The sequence below is a fragment of the Allobosea sp. 01N443 genome, from assembly GCF_056399325.1.
Genome location: NZ_JBFTRC010000114.1, coordinates 1 through 16,916 on the forward strand (window position 1 = coordinate 1; position 16,916 = coordinate 16,916).

Genomic DNA, 16,916 nt, shown 5'->3' on the forward strand with positions numbered 1-16,916 from the left:
CGTCGGTGAAGAGAAGGCTGAGCTCTGCTTCGGCCAGCGGCTTGATGGCGGCGACGGTGAGCGCAGCCTCCGTTGCCCGGGCGACGCGCTCGCGCAGGTCCGCGAGCTCGCGCCAGCGGCGCGACTGCAGGCGGATGTCGATCGCGAGGCTTTGCGTTCGCGGCGCGCAGCGCCGCGAACGAGGTCGATCGTTCATCGCGGCCTCTCCCGCGACAATGTGCGCCGCAGACCCTCGCTGTGGTCTTCAGGCGCCGCCTCGGCGACGACGGACCGGGCACGCTCCTCGCGCTCATCCCGCTCTCGGCGGGAAGCATCCTCGTAAGCCATCACGATGCGGCGCACGAGATCGTGCCGGACCACGTCGCCTTCCTCGAAGCGGGCATGGCCGACGCCCTCCACACCGGCCAAGAGCCTCACGGCCTCGACCAATCCCGAGCGCTGTCCCGACGGCAGATCGATCTGGCTCGGATCGCCCGTGATGATCATACGCGAGCCCTCGCCGAGCCGGGTGAGGAACAYCTTCATCTGCACGGAGGTCGCATTCTGAGCCTCGTCGAGCAGCACGACCGCATTGGTCAGGGTCCGTCCGCGCATGAAAGCGAGCGGAGCGATCTCGATCATGCCGGTCTGCAGGGCGCGCTCGACATGCCGCGCCTCCATGAAGTCGYTCAGCGCGTCATAGATCGGGCGCAGATAGGGATCGACCTTCTCGCGCATGTCGCCGGGCAGGAAGCCGAGGCGTTCGCCGGCCTCGACGGCCGGACGTGACAGCACCATGCGCTCGACCACGCCCTGCTCGATCAGCGAGACGGCATGCCCGACCGCGAGCCAGGTCTTGCCGGTGCCGGCCGGCCCCTCCGCGAGGACGAGCTCGTGGCGCTTGAGCTGGCGCAGATATGCATCCTGCGCCGCATTCCGGGCCCGCACCGGCCCGCGCTTGCGGGTGACGATCGCCTCGAACGAGGCCTTGCCGGTATTTTCCGCCGGGAACAGCGAACGCTGGACGTTGCTTTCCTCGATGGCTCCGTCGACCTCGCCGAGATTGAGCGGAGCGCCCGCCTTGGCGCGGGTATAGAGCGTCTTCAGCACGCGCCCGGCCTGCTCGGCCGTCTCGCGCGGGCCCTTGACGGTGACATGGTTGCCGTTCGGGCTGATCACGACACCGAGCCGGCGCTCAAGATGAGCCAGATTCTGGTCGTATTGACCGAAGACCAGACTCGCCAGCCGGTTATCCTCGAAGGACAACACGACTTCCGTGGCGGGGACCCCGTCGCGTGTCAGGCTCTCGACACGTGGCGATGCGCCCTCGCGGCGCGGCTCTCGATCGGATCTCGGGGTCACCTGGTCAGTCTGTGCCAATAGAGTCGTCTCCCTGGCGCGCGTGCCCGGCCGAACAGGGGCGTGAGGCCGGGTAGTCCTTCGGCATATCCGGACGCGTCGATCTCATCCTGATGACAGGCATTGAGAGCTGGCTCGAAAGCTGGGCCTGGTGATCTGGCGGTCACGCGGCGAGCTCCTCTGGCCCGGCCTCACGGCCGAACAGCGAATTGGAGCCAGCCCGTTCGATCAGCACCTTCACCATGTCGCCGATCTGATTCGCCTTGGTGTCGATCTGCACAGCCTGAAGGTATGGCGATTTCCCTGCAAGCTGTCCCGGGTGACGTCCGGCACGTTCCAACAGGACATCGACGGTGCGGCCGACCATGGCGTGGTTGAAGGCCTGCCGGTGATGCTCGACGCGCTCCTGCAGGCGCTGCAGCCGTTCGCTCATCTCTTCCGGGGCGATTTGGTGCTCCAGCTCGGCCGCGGGCGTGCCCGGACGGGGCGAGTATTTGAAGGTGTAGCTCGAAGCGAAGCCGATATCCTCGACCAGCCGCAGCGTCTCGGCGAAATCCGCCTCGGTCTCGCCGGGGAAGCCGACGATGAAGTCGGAGGACAACGCGATGTCGGGCCGCGCCTTGCGCACGCGCTCGATCAACAGGCGATACTCGTCCGCCGTGTGCTTGCGATTCATGGCTGCCAGGATGCGGTCCGAGCCCGCCTGCACCGGCAGGTGCAGGAACGGCATGACCTGCGGCAGGTCGCGATGGGCGGCGATCAAATCGTCGTCCATGTCGCGCGGGTGGCTCGTCGTATAGCGAATGCGGGCAATGCCTGCGATCTCGGCGACGCGGTGCATCAGCCGCGCCAGGCCCCAGATCTGCCCGTCGGGGCCTTCGCCATGATAGGCATTGACGTTCTGGCCGATCAGCGTGACGTCGCGCACGCCGGCATCGGCCAGCCGCTCGATCTCACTGACGAGTGCCGTGACCGGCCGCGAGAATTCGGCGCCCCGCGTATAGGGGACGACGCAGAAGGCGCAGAACTTGTCGCAGCCTTCCTGGATGGTGACGAAAGCCGAGATGCCGCGGCCCCGGATGGCCGCAGGTTTCGGCGCTGGCAGAAAGCCAAACTTGTCGTCGATCGGCAGGTCCGTGTCGACGACGCGCTTGCGCTTCGCCTCCGCCAGCAGCTCCGGCAGCCGGTGATAGGCTTGCGGGCCGACGACGAGGTCCACGGCAGGCTGCCGGCGCTGGATTTCCGCGCCTTCAGCCTGGGCAACGCAGCCGGCGACGACGATTCTCGTCTCCTGGCCGGCCGCGTTCTGGCCGTTCTTCAGGTCGCGCAGCTTGCCGAGCTCGGTATAGACCTTCTGCACCGCGCGGTCGCGGATATGACAGGTGTTGAGCAGGATGAGGTCCGCGCCTTCCGGCGCCGCCGTCTCCTCGTAGCCTTGCGCGGCAAGGATGTCGGCCATGCGCTGCCCGTCATAGACGTTCATCTGGCAGCCGAAGGACTTGATGTGGACTTTCTTCATCGTTTCGGATCGGGTCTCCAAACCGTCTCCTTACTCTGGATCGCGCGCCGTGAAAATGACCTCGCGCTATGCGCCCTTCACAAAGCAACATCCGCGCCAATACGCGCAATGACCTTCACGAGACCGGCCGTCCGGTCACCGCCTCGCGACGAGCGCGGCGGATCGCCTGCTCCGCCCGCCGGGTCGCGACCTTCCGCGAGGTCTCGTGGCCCATGCGGATCGGCTCGCCCCATGCGAGCTCAACGTCGATCGCACCGGAATTGAGCATGGCTTTAAGATGGGGTGCGAGCTCCGTATCGCCATACCACGCCAGCGACGAACGCTCGACGCGTCCGCCCGCCATCCCGTGAAAGCCGGTATAGGTGATCGAGAGCGGATAGACCGTGATGTCGCCGTTATTGTCATTGCGGCCGAGCGCTTCGTGAACGGCGCCGAGCAGGGAAGACCGCAGCGGCAATGTTCTCGTGCCGTCGCCCGTGGTGCCTTCGGCAAAGAGCACCACGGCCTGCCCGTCGGAAATTCGCTTGCCCATCTCGGCGGTGATGCCGGCGGTTGCGGTCTTGCGCGTTCGGTCGATGAACAGCGTGCGCTGCACTGCGGCCAGGAAGCCGATCAACGGCCAGGTCGCAACCTCGGCCTTGGCAACAAAGGAAAGCGGCTGCGCGGCGCCGATCACTGGAATGTCGAGCCAGGAGACATGGTTCGCGACGATCAGTCCGCCTGCGCCCTTCGGCGGCGGGGTGCCGCGGACATGACGCCGGACACCGAGGCAGGTGCAGGCCAGCCGATGAAACCACAGCGGCACGGTCCAGCCATGGCGTGGCCCAAGGCGCAATGCGACGAGCTGCACCGGGACAAGCGCGACAGTGCCGAGACCGAGCAGGACGAGCCGCAGGATCGCGCCGGGGCGTAAACCATTCATGCGGGGCGTGGCTCCCGTCGCGCGGATCGCGAAAGTGTGAAGGACAGAAATCCGGTGCGCTTCATGGACGACGTGGCTGCCGCTGTCACGCGAGATCGAGCCGCATGGTGACGGCGGTGGCGCGCGTGCCGTCGGCCTTGGGATAGTAGCCCTTGCGCCGCCCGACCTCGCGAAAGCCGAAATGCCGGTAGAGCCGGTCGGCAGCGGCGTTGCCGTCTTCCACCTCGAGATAGACATGGGCGACGCCCAGGCCAGCGAGTTGGCTGAGATGGGCCGAGAGCAATGCGCGACCAAGTCCGCTGCCGCGCTGGCGGGGCGAGACGACGATGCTCAGGATCTCGGCCTCGTCCACGGCCCGTCGAGACATCACGAAGCCGGCGGGGTTAGGCTCGTTGCCGGCGAACACGCCGTCGGCGACGACGGCGCTGTCCACCAGAAGCCCCGCGCATTCTCCGGGCTCCCAGCCGCGGGCGAAGCCGCCGAGATGATGAAGTGCCGCAACATGGCGTGCATGCCGCACGTCGAGGCGCGCTGTCCGCGCCGGCGCAGCGTGAGGGTGCAGAAGTTTACGCAGCCAATCCATGCCGCTTGATCGCATGTTCCCGGGAGCCGGCAAAACGTCGAAATGGACGCCGTCAGCGCCGCGGCAAGCGGGCGCGATCCTGCGGTGTCGTCTCCGGCTCCTTGAGGTAGAGCGGGCGCGGCGGCGCGGCGGCAGGATCGGCGAGAAGGCCCAGTCGTGCGACCCAGGTCACATCCGGAGCCTTGGCATCGTCGATGACCAGTGCATCGAGCCCGATCGCCCAGGCCTCATTCGCAACGGCGAGCGCCGAGGAGCCGACGAGGCTGACCGGACCGGCACCGATCGCGCGCGCAGCATCCCGATAATTGACCTGCCGAATCGAAACGAGTTGCTTGCCCTGCGAGCTCAGCGCCTGGAACCAGACCTGGCCATGCTTGGCGTCCAGCGCGGCGGCGACGACGCGGCCCGACTCCCTGCCAATGAGGGGCGCGGCGGTTGCCGCCAGCGTGGTCACGCCGACGGCGGGGATTCCCGCAGCCAGCGCGATGGCGCGTGCGGCGCTGATTCCGACGCGCAGGCCGGTGTAACTGCCCGGCCCGATGGTCACGGCGACGCGGTCTAGCGAGGCGAACCCGCCGTCGACGGTGTTCATCACCCGCTCGATCAGCGGCATCAACGCCTCGGCATGTCCGCGATCCATCGCAACCTGTTCGCGTGCTAGGGGCGTGGTTTCGCCCATGTCGAGGACACAGGCGGAACAGGCGCCAAGCGCGGTGTCGATGGCGAGAATGCGCATCAGGTCACGATCCTGAGGAATGCAGAACGGCGTTCGGACAAGATCATGCCCAGGCGAATAATATCAGACGGCCTCGACTTCGCGCACATCCGGAAGGAAGTGGCGCAGCAGATTCTGGATGCCGTGCTTCAGCGTCGCAGTCGAGGACGGGCAGCCCGAGCAGGATCCCTTCATCGCGAGATAGACGACGCCGTCCTTGAACCCGCGGAAGGTGATGTCTCCGCCATCGCCGGCGACCGCAGGGCGGATGCGTGTCTCCAGCAGATCCTTGATCGTCTCGACGGTGGCGGCGTCCTCCGGCGCGAAGAATTCGCCTTCGTCCGTGACATCGGCCTTCGAGCCGTCCGAGAGGACCGGCGCACCCGACATGAAGTGCTCCATGATGGCGCCGAGGATCGCGGGCTTGAGATGCGGCCATTCGCCGCCCGACTTGGTGACCGTGATGAAGTCGGAACCGAGGAAGACGCCGGAGACGCCGGTGACGGCGAAGAGACGCAAGGCCAGCGGCGAACGGTCGGCCTGCTCGGCGTCGCGCAGCTCCAGGGTGCCGTCCGGCATGACGGTGCGTCCGGGCAGGAATTTCAATGTCGCCGGGTTCGGCGTGGCTTCAGTCTGGATGAACATGGTGGCCTCCGGTGCCGGCGGGTCAAGGCCGCCGTTCCTGAGCCCGATATAGGCGCGTTGCTGGAATCATTCCAGCGCCAACCCGGCCTTGCGGATCAGGCCAGCGCGTCGATCTCCTCGTCCTCGAGATGGCCGGGCACGATTGCGACCGGGATCGGGAAGGTGCCGGCCGATTTGCCGGCGAGTGCGCTGACCAGCGGGCCTGGACCGTCGCGCCCGGTGCCGGCGGCGAGCACCAGCAGCGAGATGTCCTCGTCGGCCTCGATCAGTTTGACGAGTTCGTCCGACTTCACGCCGGTGCGGACAACCTTCTCGGGCTCGAGCCCGGCGAGCGCGCGCACGGTTGCCGCCGCATCGTCCAGCAGCCGTTCGGCTTCCGCTTCCGCCTCGGCCTGCATCACCTCACCGACACCCAGCCAGGTCTCGTGCTCGGGCGGAGTGATGACGCCGAGCAGCACGATCGAGGCGCCGATACGCGCGCACCGCCGCGCGGCGAAGCGCACGGCCTTGGCGCATTCTTCGCTATCGTCGACCACCGCGAGGAATTTCGGGCGATGGCCCGTTTCATAGGACCGCCGTCGCGTCACCATCGATTCAAACCTGCCGCCGCTTCGGGAGAGCCCATGGTGGCCTGCGCCGCAACGTCAGCGCAAGCCCACCTGCGTCACCGGCCGCGGACGAAGCCGACCACGTCCTTGACGTCGCGCATGATCGGAGCGGCAATCTCTGCTGCGCGCGCGGCGCCTTGCCCGAGAATACCATCGATATGGGAGGGGTCAGCGAGCAGGTGGCGCATCTCGCCGGCGATCGGCGCCAGCTTCGTCACGGCGAGATCGACAAGCGCCGCCTTGAAGGCCGAGAACTGTCCGCCGCCAAACTGTCCGAGCACCTTTGCCCTGCTTTCGCCGCTCAGGCCGGCATAGATGCCGACGAGATTTTCGGCCTCGGGCCGGCCTTCAAGGCCCTTCTCCTCGGATGGCAAGGCCTCGGGATCGGTCTTCGCCTTACGCACCTTCTGCGCGATGGTTTCGGCGTCATCGGTCAGATTGATTCGGGAATAGTCGGATGCGTCCGACTTGGACATCTTCTTGGTGCCGTCGCGCAGGCTCATCACACGCGGCGCCGGGCCCTGGATCATCGGCTCGGGCAGCGGGAAGAAGCCGAGCTCGCCGGTGCCGAGGCCGCGAGCGGCGATCTGCTCGGCGAAGTCATTGTTGAACTTCTGCGCGATATCGCGCGCCAGTTCGAGATGCTGCTTCTGGTCCTCGCCGACCGGCACATGCGTCGCCTTGTAGAGCAGGATGTCGGCCGCCATCAGATTCGGATAGGCGTAGAGTCCGACCGAGGCGTTCTCGCGGTCCTTGCCGGCCTTTTCCTTGAACTGGGTCATGCGATTGAGCCAGCCGAGGCGGGCAACGCAGTTGAACACCCAGGCAAGTTCGGCGTGCTGCGCGACCTGGCTCTGGTTGAAGATGATGCTCTTCTTCGGGTCGACGCCGGCGGCGAGATAGGCCGCTGTGACCTCGCGGATGGCACGCGTCAGCTCGGCAGGGTCCTGCCAGACGGTGATAGCGTGCATGTCGACCACGCAATACACGCAGTCATAGCTCTCCTGCATCGCGACCCAGTTCGTGAGCGCGCCGAGATAATTGCCGAGGTGAAGCGTCGAGGTCGGCTGCATGCCGGAAAAGACGCGTTGGGGAAATTCGGCCATCAGGCGCTCCATTGTCGCGAGCGGGTATCAGGAACGCGGCGTTCTGGCGGAAGCGCGGGCAAGGCGCAAGTGCGGGAGGCCGAAAGCGCCGAAGAGGGCGCCAGCAAGGCCATAGGCCGCGAGGCCGCCGAGACAGAGCGCGGCCAGGGACGCAATCCGCAACAGCAGGGGCTCGCCCGGGGCGAGCGAGGTCGTCAGCGCCGGCAGAAGCAGGAGGAGCGCGCCCAGCATGATGGCGCTGGCGCCCAGTATGGCGATGATCGGCCGCAGGCTTGCAAGGCTCGGCCGCCACAGGCCCTGGCGCCGCAGATGGAGCGACAGCAGAACGGCCTGGGCAACAAAGGCGAGGCTTGCTGCGAGGGCGGCGACGGTCGCGGCATCCTTGCCGGGCGCAGCGCCATAGCCGGAGAAAACGGCCACCAGGACGGCGGCTAGTCCAGCAAGCAGCGGGATACGTGGCATGCGCCGGACGAAATAGACCTGACCGAAGACCTTTGCCATCACCGCGAAGGGAAGACCGAGCGCGAAAGCTGCCAGGGCTCCTGCTGTGCGCACCCGATCTTCAGGGCCGAAACGGCCATGCTCGAACAGCACCGATACGATCGGCTCGGCCAGCGCGGCCAACGCGACGGCCGCCGGCACGGCAAGCGCCAATCCGAGCGCCAGCGCACGACCGAGCATGGCATCGTCCCGCGCACTCTCATGGCTCGCCATTTCGGAAAGCACGACGGTGCCCATCGCGACGCCGACGAAGCCGAGCGGCAGCTGGAAGATGCGGTCGGCGTAATAGAGCGCCGCGACCGCTCCGCCTTCTGTCGAGGCGATCTGCATCGCAACCAGCAGGACGAGTTGTGCGCTCGATGCCGCGAGCAGGGTCGCGCCGCCGGTGCGCATGAGGCGGCTCATGTCAGGCGACCAGCGCAGACTGAGGCGCGGCAGCCCGATCCTGTGCAATCGAAGCAGGATCAGGCCGAGATGGGCGAACCCGGTCAGGCTGACGAAGATGGCGAGCAGACTGGCGCTCACCATGGCCTCTGCGCCCCGCGAGAGCTGGACCAGCAGCACGCCGAGCAGGATGGCGTTCATCAATGCCGGCGCGAGAGCCGCCGTCGTGAACCGGCGCTCGGCGTTGAGCAGCGCAGCCAGCAACGCGGCGAGCGTCGTCAGCAGCAGGAAAGGCAGCATCAACCGGGTAAAATGGCTGGCCAGCGCAAGCGTTTCGGGCTCGTTCGCAAAGCCGCCGGCCAGCCCCAGCACCAGCCAGGGCGTGAACATTTCGCCGAATGCGATCAGCACCAGCAGCAGCAGACCGAGATGCGCCGTGGCTTCTCCGGCGAAGCCACGAGCCGCCGCTTCGCCGCGCGAAGCCTTGATGTCGAGATAGAGCGGTACGAAGGGCGCATTCAGTCCGCCTTCGCCGAGCACGCGCCGGACCAGATTGGGCAGGCGCAGGGCTGCCAGGAAGGCATCCGCGACCGGGCCGGCACCGAGCAGGCGCGCGATCAGCACATCTCTGGCGAAGCCGAGCAGGCGCGACAGCACCGTGGCAGCGCCGACCACCGCCGAATCGCGCGCAAGGCGCGACCCGGTAGGACTCGGCTCCGCCGGTGGCTGCATCACAGGATGAACCGGCTCAGATCCGCATTTTTGGCGAGGTCGCCGATCCGCACTTCGACATAGGGCGCGTCGATCGTGACGGTCTCGCCCGAGCGGTCTGTGGCCGTGAATGAAATCTCGTCGAGAATCCGTTCGATCACGGTCTGGAGCCGCCGCGCGCCAATATTCTCGACGGTGGAGTTTACCGCGACGGCGATGCGGGCAATGGCGTCGATCGCGTCCGGGGTGAAGTCGACCGTGACCTCCTCGGTCGCCATCAGTGCGACCGTCTGCTTGATCAGGCTCGCCTCGGTCTCGGTCAGGATGCGCTTGAAATCCTCGACATCGAGCGGCTGCAATTCGACGCGGATCGGCAGGCGTCCCTGCAACTCGGGCAGCAGGTCGGACGGGCGCGACACATGGAAGGCCCCCGACGCGATGAACAGGACGTGGTCGCTCTTCACCGGCCCGTGCTTGGTGGCAACCGTGGTGCCCTCGATCAGCGGCAGCAGGTCACGCTGTACGCCCTCACGCGAGACGTCTGCGCCGCCTCGGCCCTCGCGCGCGCAGATCTTGTCGATCTCGTCGAGGAAGACGATGCCGTTATTCTCGACCTCGCGGATGGCATCCTGGACGATCGCGTCCTGGTCGATCAGCTTGTCGCTCTCCTCGGCGATCAGCGGGCCATAGGCATCCTTGACGAGGATGCGCCGCGGCTTGCCCTTCTGGCCGAAAGCCTTGCCGAACATGTCGCCGAGCGAGATCGCGCCGATCGAGGCACCGGGCATGCCGGGCAATTCGAACATCGGGGTCGAGCTCGCGCCAGAGGCGATCTCGACCTCGATCTCCTTTTCGTCGAGTTCGTTTGCGCGCAGCTTGCGACGGAAGGAATCGCGCGTCGCCGGGCTGGCCGTCGACCCCACCAGCGCGTCGAGCACGCGCTCCTCGGCTGCAAGATGTGCCTTGGCCTGGACATCCTTGCGCCGGGCCTCGCGGACGAGGCTGATGCCGATCTCGAGGAGATCGCGAATGATCGATTCGACGTCGCGACCGACATAGCCGACCTCGGTGAACTTGGTCGCCTCGACCTTGAGGAAGGGCGCATTGGCGAGGCGCGCCAGCCGGCGCGCGATCTCGGTCTTGCCGCAGCCGGTCGGCCCGATCATCAGGATGTTCTTGGGAGCGACCTCTTCGCGCAGCGGCCCTTCGAGCTGCTGACGGCGCCAGCGGTTGCGCAGCGCGATGGCGACGGCACGCTTGGCATCCTTCTGGCCGACGATGAAGCGGTCGAGCTCGGAGACGATCTCACGGGGGGAAAAAGAGGTCATGGATACTTCCGATTGGGCGTCAGCGGACATCAGGCGATGTCGAGGCTCTCGATGACGAGGCTGTGGTTGGTGTAGACGCAGATGTCGCCGGCGATCTTCATCGCCTTGCGCACGATCGTCTCGGCGTCGGGCTCGACATCGACCAGCGCGCGCGCCGCTGCCAGGGCGAAGTTGCCGCCGGAGCCGATGGCCATCACCGAGCCATGTTCGCCCGCTTCCGGCTCCAGCACGTCGCCCGTGCCGGAGATCAGCAGGCTGACCTCCCTGTCGGCGACCAGCAGCATTGCTTCCAGCCGGCGCAGATAGCGGTCGGTGCGCCAATCCTTGGCGAGCTCGACGCAGGCGCGCAGCAATTGCGTCGGGTATTGCTCGAGCTTGGTCTCCAGCCGTTCGAACAGGGTGAAGGCATCGGCTGTTGCGCCCGCGAAGCCGGCGATCACCGCACCCTTGGCGAGGCGGCGCACCTTCTTGGCGTTACCCTTCATGATGGTCGGGCCGAGCGAGACCTGCCCGTCGCCGCCGATCACCACGCGCCCGCCCTTGCGCACCATCAGGATGGTGGTGGCGTGCATCACGGGGGCCTTGTTGTCGTTATCCATCAGAGCGTCTTCCAGTGTTTCCGGCCGTTCGCCAGATGTAGGGCTTTTCAGGCGCTGCACAATCGGCCGGGTGGCGTGAGCGTCAACGCGCTGCTAGAGCATGTCCCGCAAAAGTGGGATGCACTTTTGCGACGAGAACATGCTTCAGCAGCCACTTTGGCGCGAATTCTTGTCGCTCGGCTGATTTCAGTCGAGCGGAAAGCGCGCTAAAGCACCGGCCAGCAAGGTCACAAGGGCTTTTCAAATGCGTTCGGGCGAAGTGAAGCGCCGCACCAATGAAACCGATATCTCGGTCAAGCTCTCGCTCGACGGCACGGGCAAGGCCGAGATCGCGACAGGCGTCGGCTTCTTCGACCATATGCTCGATCTCTTTGCCCGCCATTCGCTGATCGATCTTGCGGTCACGGTGAAAGGCGACACCCATATCGATGATCACCACTCGGTCGAGGATGCGGGCATCGCGCTCGGCGAGGCGGTAAAGCAGGCGCTCGGCGACAAGAAGGGCATCCGCCGCTACGCCGACGTGCATCTGCCGATGGACGAGACGCTGACCCGCGTCGCCGTCGACGTCTCCGGCCGGCCCTTTCTGGTGTTCCGCACGAGCTTCAAGGCCGAGAAGATCGGCACGTTCGATACCGAGTTGGTGCGCGAGTTCTTCCAGGCCTTCGCGATCAATGCGGGCCTGACCCTGCATGTCGAGACACTCTACGGCGACAATGCCCATCATATCGCCGAGAGCTGCTTCAAGGGGTTGGCGCGGGCGTTGCGTCACGCGCTCGAGGTCGATCCGCGCGAAGGCGGCCGCGTGCCGTCCACCAAGGGCGCGCTATAAGGGGCCATGACATGGCGTTCTATACGGTCCTGATTCCGCCGCCCGGTTCCGGCAGCGAGCGCGACGATATCGAGCAGGCGCGGCTCCTGCCCGAGACATTCTCCTGGGCAGCCTTCCTCTTCACGGGCTTCTGGCTGCTGGCGAAGCGGCTCTGGCTGGCGACGCTCGTCTTCGCGCTGGTCTGGGCTGCCGTGTATTACGCGCAGAGCGATCTCGGGCTCGCGAGCGGTGCGGCGCTGCTGGCGCAATTCGTCATCGGGCTCTTCCTCGGGCTCGAAGGCCGGAACCTGATCGCGCGCAAGCTGCTGCGGAAAGGCTGGCGGCTTGCCGATGTGATCGAGGCTCCCGATCTCGCGAGCGCCGAACGACGCTATTTCGAGCGGGCTCTCGAAAGCCGGCCCGCGCCGGCTCCGCGCGAAGCCGCGCCGGTTCCTGCGCGTTTCCAGTCTTCAAGCGCAGTCCCGGTGATCGGACTCTTTCCTGAGGCGCAAGGCCGATGACCCAGTCCGTCGCCATCATCGATTACGGATCCGGCAATCTGCACTCTGCCGCCAAGGCCTTTGAGCGTGCGGCGGCCGAGTCCGGCATTGCCTCCACTATTCGCGTCACCAGTGATCCGGCGGTCGTGCGTGCGGCCGATCGCATCGTCCTGCCGGGCGTCGGCGCCTTCGCCGATTGTCGCCGCGGGCTCGATGCTGTCTCCGGCATGGTCGAGGTTCTGGAGGACGTCGTCCGCGGCAAGCAGCGCCCCTTTCTCGGCATCTGCGTCGGTATGCAGCTCCTCGCAAGCCGTGGGCTCGAATACACGGTGACGGACGGCCTCGGCTGGATTCCGGGCGATGTCGCCCTGATCAGGCCGACCGACGAGAGCCTCAAGATCCCGCATATGGGCTGGAACAATCTGCATGCGCAGGACGAGCATCCGTTGCTCGCCGGCATCGAGACCGGTCCGGGCGGCCTGCATGCCTATTTCGTGCATTCCTACGCGCTGACGCCGGAGCGGGCCGAGGATGTGCTGGCGCTGACCGAGTATGGCGGGCCCGTCACCGCCATGGTGGTGCGCGGCAACATCGCCGGCACGCAGTTCCACCCCGAGAAAAGCCAGAAGCTCGGACTGAAGCTGATTGCCAATTTCTTGGGATGGACACCGTGATTCTGTTCCCCGCCATCGATCTCAAGGACGGTCGCTGCGTTCGCCTGAAGCAAGGCGACATGGCCCAGGCGACCGTCTTCAATGATGATCCGGCTGCGCAAGCCGCGGAATTCGAGGCGCAGGGTTTCGAATGGCTCCATGTCGTCGATCTCGACGGCGCCTTTGCCGGTAAGCCGATGAATGCTGCAGCTGTCGAGGCCATCCTCGGCCGGGTCGCGTTTCCGGTGCAGCTCGGCGGCGGCATTCGCGACATCGCGACCGTCGAGGGCTGGCTCACCAAGGGCGTGCGCCGCGTCATCATCGGCACGGCCGCGGTGCGGGATCCGGCTTTCGTGCGCGAAGCGGCGAAGGCCTTTCCGGGCCAGGTCGCCGTCGGCATCGATGCGCGCGACGGCTTCGTCGCGGTCGAAGGCTGGGCCGAAACCTCTTCGCTTGCCGCGGTTGATCTTGGCCGCCGCTTCGAGGACGCGGGCGTCGCGGCGATCATCTACACCGACATCGCGCGCGACGGCATGCTCCAGGGCATCAACTGGGACGGCACGATCGCGCTCGCCGGGGCGCTGAGCATTCCGGTGATCGCGTCGGGCGGGCTCGCCTCGATGGCCGATATCGAGCGCCTCTGTGCCCCCGACGCCGCTATCCTGGAAGGCGCGATCACGGGCCGCGCGCTCTATGATGGGCGCATCGATCCGGCCGCAGCGCTGGCGCGGATCGCTCAGGCGGACAAGGGGAAGGCGGCATGAGCCTGAAGACCCGCATCATTCCCTGCCTCGACGTCAAGGACGGCCGTGTCGTCAAGGGCGTGAAATTCGTCGATCTCGTCGATGCCGGTGATCCGGTCGAGGCCGCCAAGGCCTATGACGCAGCCGGCGCGGACGAACTCTGCTTCCTCGACATCACGGCGAGCCATGAGGATCGCGGCATCCTGTTCGATGTGGTGACGCGCACCGCAGAGGCCTGCTTCATGCCGCTCACCGTGGGCGGCGGCGTCCGCACGGTCGACGATATCCGCAAGCTGCTCTTGGCCGGGGCCGACAAGGTCGCGATCATGACGGCGGCCGTGCAGCGGCGTGCCTTCGTCAAGGAAGCGGCGGAAAAGTTCGGCGATCAGTGCATCGTCGTCGCGATCGACGCCAAGAAGGTGGCGCCGGAGCGCTGGGAGATCTTCACCCATGGCGGCCGCAATGCGACCGGGCTCGATGCCGTCGCCTATGCCCGCGAGGTGGTCTCGCTCGGCGCCGGCGAGCTGCTGCTGACCTCGATGGACCGCGACGGCACCGGGGCAGGCTTCGATCTTGACCTGACCAGCCGGATTGCCGATGCGGTTTCCGTGCCCGTCATCGCGTCCGGCGGTGTCGGCACGCTCGACCATCTCGTCGACGGCGTGCGGGAGGGCCATGCCAGTGCCGTGCTGGCGGCCTCGATCTTCCACTTCGGGACTTTCACCATCCCCCAGGCCAAAGCCCATATGGCGGCGGCAGGGCTGGCGATGCGGCTGGATTGAGCGATGAGCGGCTTTACACTGTCCGATCTCGAAAAGATCGTCGCCGAGCGGGGAAGGGCCTCCCCCGAAGAGTCCTGGACCGCCAAGCTCCTGGCTGGCGGGCCGGAGCGCGCCGCCAAGAAGCTCGGCGAAGAGGCTGTCGAAACCGTGATTGCAGCTGTGCAAGGCGACAAGCAGGCTTTGATCGCCGAAAGTGCCGATTTGCTCTATCATCTGTTGGTCGTGCTTTCGTCGCGCGATGTTGCATTGCAAGATGTGTTGAGCCAGCTTGAGGCCCGTACCGCCCGGTCCGGTCTGGCTGAGAAGGCGGCGAGGAAACCCTGAGCCATGTTGCCGAAGGCCGGATCCGGCTTTCGAAAAGGCGGCGTGCTCAGAGTCCAGTCGAGGATATCCGAGCCTTGAATCTCGAAGTCTGGAATGCGGATCGCGGCAGCATGGACCAACGTCTGATCCCGGCCGCGGCCGATCCCGATCTGGTTTCACCCTATCGGACCTTCACGCGGGACGAGTGGGCGCATCTGCGCGCCGATACGCCGCTGACGCTCTCGGTCGACGACCTGACCAAGCTGCAATCGATCAATGATCCGATCTCGCTGGACGAGATCGTCGCGATCTACCTGCCGCTGTCGCGGCTGCTGTCGCTCTACGTTGCGGCCACGCAAGGCCTGTTCAAGGCGACGCAGCGTTTTCTGCTGGCAGAAGCCGAGGTCAAGGTTCCCTATATCATCGGCGTCGCCGGCTCGGTCGCAGTCGGCAAGTCGACCACGGCACGCGTATTGAAGGCGCTGCTCTCGCGCTGGCCGAATACGCCCAAGGTCGAACTCGTCACCACGGACGGCTTCCTGCTGCCCAATGCCGAACTCGAGCGGCGCGGGTTGATGCAGCGCAAGGGCTTTCCGGAAAGCTATGACAGTTCCGCGATCCTGCGTTTCCTCTCCGATGTGAAAGCCGGCAGGCCTGCGGTCTTGGCGCCGGTCTATTCGCATCTTGTCTACGATGTCGTTCCTGGTGAGCAGGTCACTGTCGAGCGGCCGGATATTCTGATCCTCGAAGGCCTCAACGTTCTGCAGCCGAGCCGGATGCCGAAGGACGGCAAGGTCATCCCCTTCGTCTCCGACTATTTCGATTTCTCGGTCTATCTCGACGCGCATGAGGACGATCTGCACCGCTGGTACGTCAACCGCTTCATGACGTTGCGCCAGACCGCCTTCCGCGATCCTCGCTCCTTCTTCCGCAAATATGCCGAGATCGGTGAGGAGGAGGCCCTGTCGATCGCCGAGAATCTATGGACCGGGATCAACATGCCGAACCTGCAGGAGAACATCCTGCCGACGCGCCAGCGCGCCAGCCTGATCCTGACCAAGGGCGCGAGTCATCGCATCCAGCAGGTCGCGCTGCGCCGCCTCTGAGAAACCGGCATGGAGGCTTTGTCCGCGCTCGCGGTGATGGCGGGCGCCGCCTTCGTTGCGGCCTCGATCCTTCCGGCGCAGTCGGAAGCCGTCTTTGTCGGCCTGCTCGCGGCAGGGAGTGCCGAACCGCTGACGCTGTTCCTGGTCGCGAGCCTCGCGAACACCGCGGGTTCGGTCCTCAACTGGTGGATCGGTCGATTGATCACGCAAGGCGGGCTGGAGAGATTGCCGGCCAGGCTGCGCCCGGACCCTGCGAAACTCGGCCGCGCCCAGGCCTGGTTCGGTCGTTTTGGCTGGCCGTCCTTGCTTCTTGCCTGGCTGCCGATTGTCGGCGACCCGCTGACGGTCGTCGCCGGCACTTTGAATTACCCACTCGGCCGCTTCACGCTACTCGTCTTCATCGGCAAGGCTGCACGCTACGCTGCGCTCTGGGCCGGCTGGGTCGCAGCGTCATAGCCTTGGGCTCAAGCAAGACGCGTATCGGTTTTATGTGCGAGCGCTGCCTCACCTTTTTGGATTTTGAGATTTGCGTGTGCGGATGTCTCGGGCTACCAGCAAGCCCCTTACTTCAGGAGATCTGATCATGAGCATCCAGCGCATCGGTATCGGCCCCCGCATGTCCAAGGCCGTCGTGCATGGCAACACCGTCTACCTCGCCGGYCAGGTCGCCGATAAGGCTGCCGGCAAGAGCGTTGCCGAGCAGACCGCCGACATCCTCGGCATCATTGACGGCCTCCTGGCCGAAGCCGGCACCGACAAGACCAAGCTGCTGATGGTCAATATCTGGCTCTCCGACATGTCGACCTTCGCCGAGATGAACGGCGTCTGGGACAAGTGGGTCGTCGCCGGCCAGACTCCCGGTCGCGCCACCGTCGAAGCCAAGCTTGCCGCGCCGCAGTTCACGGTCGAGATCGCGGTCATCGCCGCGAAGTGAGACGCCAGTGCTGATCTGGAACGGGAGGATGCCATCAGCGGGTCGGAGGAGATCGCGCCGCTCCTAGTGCGCGTCACCGTGCGCTACGGCCTGCCGGCAGTGGCGCTGCCGGCCATGGTCGCCGA

Annotated in this window: 21 protein-coding genes; 9 read left to right on the top strand and 12 right to left on the bottom strand. The window is 66.0% G+C overall.

Annotation, left to right across the window (positions count from 1 at the left end; translation table 11 throughout):
- The 12 genes from AC1DRP_RS23695 to hslV form a co-directional block, all read right to left on the bottom strand.
- Window positions 1–196: hypothetical protein (locus AC1DRP_RS23695; protein ID WP_476769731.1), on the bottom strand; the 196-nt coding region annotated here is incomplete at its 3' end.
- Window positions 193–1,281: a PhoH family protein gene (locus tag AC1DRP_RS23700; protein ID WP_476769732.1), complete on the bottom strand. Its 1,089-nt coding sequence runs from the start codon at window positions 1,279–1,281 to the stop codon at window positions 193–195. The genes AC1DRP_RS23695 and AC1DRP_RS23700, both read right to left, overlap by 4 nt.
- A 220-nt stretch (window positions 1,282–1,501) precedes the next feature.
- On the bottom strand, window positions 1,502–2,857 hold the full coding sequence (gene miaB / locus AC1DRP_RS23705) for a tRNA (N6-isopentenyl adenosine(37)-C2)-methylthiotransferase MiaB (RefSeq protein WP_441492015.1): 1,356 nt from the start codon (window positions 2,855–2,857) through the stop codon (window positions 1,502–1,504).
- 115 nt (window positions 2,858–2,972) lie between these two features.
- Window positions 2,973–3,779 carry a lysophospholipid acyltransferase family protein gene (locus tag AC1DRP_RS23710; protein WP_441505088.1) on the bottom strand — a complete coding sequence of 269 codons (807 nt, stop codon included), beginning with the start codon at window positions 3,777–3,779 and terminating at the stop codon, window positions 2,973–2,975.
- A gap of 85 nt (window positions 3,780–3,864) precedes the next feature.
- Window positions 3,865–4,362: a GNAT family N-acetyltransferase gene (locus AC1DRP_RS23715; RefSeq protein WP_441505087.1), complete on the bottom strand. Its 498-nt coding sequence runs from the start codon at window positions 4,360–4,362 to the stop codon at window positions 3,865–3,867.
- Window positions 4,363–4,414: 52 nt separating this feature from the next.
- A complete protein-coding gene (gene tsaB / locus AC1DRP_RS23720) occupies window positions 4,415–5,098 on the bottom strand; it encodes a tRNA (adenosine(37)-N6)-threonylcarbamoyltransferase complex dimerization subunit type 1 TsaB (RefSeq protein WP_441505086.1) in 684 nt (227 codons plus the stop codon).
- Window positions 5,099–5,161: 63 nt separating this feature from the next.
- The gene (locus tag AC1DRP_RS23725; RefSeq protein WP_441492011.1) at window positions 5,162–5,722 is read right to left on the bottom strand and encodes a NifU family protein; all 561 of its coding nucleotides are present in this window, start codon (window positions 5,720–5,722) and stop codon (window positions 5,162–5,164) included.
- 95 nt (window positions 5,723–5,817) lie between these two features.
- A complete protein-coding gene (locus AC1DRP_RS23730; RefSeq protein ID WP_069878559.1) occupies window positions 5,818–6,312 on the bottom strand; it encodes a universal stress protein in 495 nt (164 codons plus the stop codon).
- 74 nt (window positions 6,313–6,386) lie between these two features.
- A complete protein-coding gene (trpS, locus tag AC1DRP_RS23735; RefSeq protein ID WP_441505085.1) occupies window positions 6,387–7,436 on the bottom strand; it encodes a tryptophan--tRNA ligase in 1,050 nt (349 codons plus the stop codon).
- Between the two features lie 27 nt (window positions 7,437–7,463).
- A complete protein-coding gene (gene murJ / locus AC1DRP_RS23740; RefSeq protein ID WP_441505122.1) occupies window positions 7,464–9,053 on the bottom strand; it encodes a murein biosynthesis integral membrane protein MurJ in 1,590 nt (529 codons plus the stop codon).
- Window positions 9,053–10,360, bottom strand: a complete 1,308-nt coding sequence (hslU, locus tag AC1DRP_RS23745) for an ATP-dependent protease ATPase subunit HslU (RefSeq protein WP_441505084.1) — start codon at window positions 10,358–10,360, stop codon at window positions 9,053–9,055. The genes murJ and hslU overlap by 1 nt, the downstream gene beginning before the upstream one ends.
- A 29-nt stretch (window positions 10,361–10,389) precedes the next feature.
- Window positions 10,390–10,959 carry an ATP-dependent protease subunit HslV gene (gene hslV / locus AC1DRP_RS23750; protein WP_441505083.1) on the bottom strand — a complete coding sequence of 190 codons (570 nt, stop codon included), beginning with the start codon at window positions 10,957–10,959 and terminating at the stop codon, window positions 10,390–10,392.
- Window positions 10,960–11,203: 244 nt separating this feature from the next.
- On the opposite strand from hslV, the gene hisB reads away from it, so the two are divergent.
- The 9 genes from hisB (at window position 11,204) to AC1DRP_RS23795 (ending at window position 16,791) form a co-directional block, all read left to right on the top strand.
- Window positions 11,204–11,791 (top strand): imidazoleglycerol-phosphate dehydratase HisB, encoded by a 588-nt coding sequence (gene hisB, locus AC1DRP_RS23755; RefSeq protein ID WP_113515683.1) that lies wholly within the window; start codon window positions 11,204–11,206, stop codon window positions 11,789–11,791.
- A gap of 11 nt (window positions 11,792–11,802) precedes the next feature.
- Complete coding sequence (locus AC1DRP_RS23760) at window positions 11,803–12,291, top strand: DUF2628 domain-containing protein (RefSeq protein ID WP_441492008.1); 489 nt, start codon at window positions 11,803–11,805, stop codon at window positions 12,289–12,291.
- Window positions 12,288–12,944 carry an imidazole glycerol phosphate synthase subunit HisH gene (gene hisH / locus AC1DRP_RS23765; protein WP_441492007.1) on the top strand — a complete coding sequence of 219 codons (657 nt, stop codon included), beginning with the start codon at window positions 12,288–12,290 and terminating at the stop codon, window positions 12,942–12,944. Before AC1DRP_RS23760 ends, hisH begins: the two co-directional genes overlap by 4 nt.
- The gene (hisA, locus tag AC1DRP_RS23770; RefSeq protein WP_441505082.1) at window positions 12,932–13,687 is read left to right on the top strand and encodes a 1-(5-phosphoribosyl)-5-[(5-phosphoribosylamino)methylideneamino]imidazole-4-carboxamide isomerase; all 756 of its coding nucleotides are present in this window, start codon (window positions 12,932–12,934) and stop codon (window positions 13,685–13,687) included. The genes hisH and hisA overlap by 13 nt, the downstream gene beginning before the upstream one ends.
- Window positions 13,684–14,448, top strand: a complete 765-nt coding sequence (gene hisF, locus AC1DRP_RS23775) for an imidazole glycerol phosphate synthase subunit HisF (RefSeq protein ID WP_113515679.1) — start codon at window positions 13,684–13,686, stop codon at window positions 14,446–14,448. The genes hisA and hisF overlap by 4 nt, the downstream gene beginning before the upstream one ends.
- A 3-nt stretch (window positions 14,449–14,451) precedes the next feature.
- Window positions 14,452–14,772 carry a phosphoribosyl-ATP diphosphatase gene (locus tag AC1DRP_RS23780; RefSeq protein ID WP_441492005.1) on the top strand — a complete coding sequence of 107 codons (321 nt, stop codon included), beginning with the start codon at window positions 14,452–14,454 and terminating at the stop codon, window positions 14,770–14,772.
- 110 nt (window positions 14,773–14,882) lie between these two features.
- Window positions 14,883–15,857: a type I pantothenate kinase gene (gene coaA / locus AC1DRP_RS23785; RefSeq protein ID WP_441492004.1), complete on the top strand. Its 975-nt coding sequence runs from the start codon at window positions 14,883–14,885 to the stop codon at window positions 15,855–15,857.
- 9 nt (window positions 15,858–15,866) lie between these two features.
- Window positions 15,867–16,313: a YqaA family protein gene (locus tag AC1DRP_RS23790; RefSeq protein WP_441505081.1), complete on the top strand. Its 447-nt coding sequence runs from the start codon at window positions 15,867–15,869 to the stop codon at window positions 16,311–16,313.
- 127 nt (window positions 16,314–16,440) lie between these two features.
- Entirely contained in the window at window positions 16,441–16,791 is a 351-nt protein-coding gene (locus AC1DRP_RS23795; RefSeq protein ID WP_069878549.1) for a RidA family protein, read from the top strand.
- Window positions 16,792–16,916: the final 125 nt, after the last annotated feature.